Below are 2,882 nucleotides of genomic sequence, written 5' to 3'. Positions count from 1 at the left end.
TGTACTTCGAGGGCCGTCCCACGTAGATCTTCACCTTCCTGGATCACCAAGATCCATTGTCAGGTGTGTCCACATCGCAGGGGTCACCTCAGCGTTTGGCCTGTTCGGGGTTGTGGCAGATCACGAACCGGTCGGTGGTGTCGGCGCGTTGGACCTGCTTGACCTGCATGTTGTCGGCGACGTGTGCATAGCGGCCCTGGCGGGACAGGGCGGCCTGGGCGGCGGGTGAGCCGGAGCGGATCTTCTCGCCGAGGATGTAGTGGCCGCCAGCCCGTTGCAGGAAGCGGCGGTTCTTCTCGGAGGCGAAGCCGCGGTCGGCCACCCACACCACCCGGGTCAGCTTCCACTCCCGCAGATCCTCGCGGACCTGGCGGATGAGCGACTGATCGCCGGTGTTCCCCGGCCAGGACCAGACGCGGATCGGGATGCCGGTGCGGGTGACCGCCATGCCGATGACGACCTGTGGCAGGTCCGGGCGGTGGTCCTTGCTCTTGCCGTACGCGCGGAACGACTTCACGTTCTCCTCGCCGTCGCCGTCGCCGTCGCCGTCTTGGCTGTCGGGCAGCGGATCCGGTTCGGGCGGTGCGTCCAGGCGGCGGCCGCGCTCGTCGCGGGCGGCGGGGATGTCCGCCTCCCCGGTCTCGAAGTAGGTGCTGGTGGTGTCGAAGAACAGCAGGTCGACTTCGAGGTTGAGGAGGTCGGCGACGGCCCAGTAGACCTCCTCGGCGAACTGGTCCTCGATGGTCAACAGCCAGTCCATCGCCCGGTAGCAGGCGTCCTCGCTGGTGGCGGGCAGGCCGGGGATGTGGCTGTCGTGTTCGATCCAGCGGATCGCGGCGAGCTTCGAGCTGGGGGCCAGAGCACGGTTGGCGACCAGCGCGAACAGCACCCGCTCGGCGGCAGGGTCCAGGCGGCGTCCCTTGAGGAGCTTCTTCATCACGGTGTCGATCCCGATCCGGTGCCACAGGCCGTCCAGGGCATGGGCGCCGCCCATCGGGCGGGAGGCCAGGAACGTCAGCTCCGAGCCGGAGGTGGCACGCAGGGCCGCGGCCGGGTCGAGGAGCTTGGTCAGCGAGGCGACCAGCCGTTCGATGGCCGGGCGGTCCAGGCGGTCCTCACGGCCGAAGCTGTGCAGAACCTGCGGGCGTGAGGTCCCCGTGGCGGCGTCCCACTCGTTGTGCGCCAGCTGCAGATAGCGCACGGACGAGCCGTCCTTGTTCTTTCTCGTCGTCGCCCGTACATACATGGTTCCAGACCCTAGCAGCATCACCGCAGTTCAGCGCAAGGTAGTCACATGAAACGTGTTACTAGGCGATTCTGACCGTTCCACCAGGCCGAAACCACGTGACCTGCAACAACACCGTCAAACGTGTCCAGAACCCGCCATCAGCTGCGGAACGCAGGGTCCAAAGGCACCGCGAATGGCCGAGCGCCTCGTCGACGACATCTTCACCGCCCTGGACGAACAGACCGTCGTCGTCCCGGGCACCGACGCGGCTGCTCTGATCGTCCCCAGCCTCGCCAACTCGCTCCAAGCAGTGCTTGACCAGCGGAAACTCCTGGTCACTCGAATCGAGGAACTGCTGGAGAACCACCCTCTTTCGAAGGTCCTGACGTCCATGCCGGGGATCCTTGTCAGGACCGGAGCCCGCATCCTCATCGACGTCGGTCTACCGGGCCTTTAGGTGGTGGCAGGCGTGCTGGAGGGCGTGGCGCGCTTGGAGGAGGTGGGTGGTGGTGGCGGAGTCCCCGGTGCGTGCAGTGTGCCTAGCTGCGGCGGCGGTTTCGCCGATGAGGTCGCGGGCGACAGCCACCAGGTAGGGAATCCATGACTGGTAAAGCTGTCGATCACGTGCCGGGTGGGGGCGGCTCTGGGTGCGGTGATGGGCGTGGACCAGCCACTGGCGGGCTGGAAGACCGCCAGTGACCGGTTTCAGGCGCCGCTCGATAGTCTGGTCCAATCGTAGTCGCCACAGACGGGCCTGCGGGTTGGGTAGGTCAGGCAAGTCACTGTGGAAGGCCAGGAGAGCGTCGATCAACAGGCGGGACCACCTTCGCAGGGTATCGGCGTGGCTCGGCACCTGTCCGGGGCCGCTCACTGCCTGACGAGCGACCCACCACAGCTGGCTGCGCGCAGCTGTCTCCAGCTCGCACCGCCCGCCACTCGCCGCTGGGGTGCAACCCTCTGGGGCTTCCGGCTGACCGCCTGCGATGCCGGTCATGCTGCGTGGCATTGGTCGCAACAGCGATCGGCCCGTTCCAGGCACCAGGCCATTCGCTCAGCGAGCAATGTCGGATAGTCTCCGGCCTGCTGGCCCACCAACCCTACGCGACCACCGGGCATGCCCATGTTGAGCCAGCCACATCGACGCAGTAGCAAGCAGAAAATTCCCGGCGTCCAGCCCTGAAAAACATGCTCGGCCAACCGTTCGGCCGAAAGATGTGTGGTCTTGCCCATGACGGCCCACATTTCTGGTGGGAAATTTGCCCGGCATGCACACGGTCATCCAGTACAGACCAGGCCTGGAATCCCACGTTCTGCCATACCGTCGAACACGACATGAGCAGCCGATACTCGGGTTCGGGAGACGCGTTTGGCTCGAACCGATCCAGTCTTGCGCCCCCGTCGACTCTGAGTGCTCGCACAGATGGTGTACAGCCACCTGCTGCTGCCGACCCGAGCCTTCACCTTCACTTCGGGCCTCGCTTCTGCGAGTTCCGCAACGTGGAGGGTGAACCGTTCCGGGTTCGGTAGAGACTCGATTCCGTGAAAGGATTGAGTCATGGAGGTGGCGTCCGATCCGCGGTGTAAAAGACGACGAGCGTAGGTTTCGTACTGAACCGTCCAAAGTTCGTACGAAGGAGTCCCACGCTCGTGTCTT

2 protein-coding genes and 1 pseudogene are annotated in these 2,882 nt (G+C 65.4%); 1 reads left to right on the top strand and 2 read right to left on the bottom strand.

Features of this window, described 5'->3' with window-relative positions:
• Window positions 1–88: 88 nt before the first annotated feature.
• Window positions 89–1,246 (bottom strand): IS1634 family transposase, encoded by a 1,158-nt coding sequence (locus ABZT03_RS43570; protein WP_356049777.1) that lies wholly within the window; start codon window positions 1,244–1,246, stop codon window positions 89–91.
• A gap of 160 nt (window positions 1,247–1,406) precedes the next feature.
• On the opposite strand from ABZT03_RS43570, the pseudogene ABZT03_RS43565 reads away from it, so the two are divergent.
• Window positions 1,407–1,670 (top strand): annotated as a pseudogene (locus tag ABZT03_RS43565) (IS110 family transposase); the annotation flags it as partial.
• Between the two features lie 548 nt (window positions 1,671–2,218).
• On the opposite strand, the gene ABZT03_RS43560 reads toward ABZT03_RS43565, so the two are convergent.
• A complete protein-coding gene (locus ABZT03_RS43560; RefSeq protein WP_356049775.1) occupies window positions 2,219–2,458 on the bottom strand; it encodes a hypothetical protein in 240 nt (79 codons plus the stop codon).
• Window positions 2,459–2,882 lie beyond the last annotated feature (424 nt).

Source organism: Streptomyces sp. NPDC005574 (assembly GCF_040605435.1).
In the GTDB taxonomy this organism is placed as follows: Bacteria; Actinomycetota; Actinomycetes; order Streptomycetales; family Streptomycetaceae; genus Streptomyces.
The sequence above is the reverse complement of the archived record's forward strand: the minus strand, read 5'-3'. Positions and strand labels throughout refer to the sequence as shown.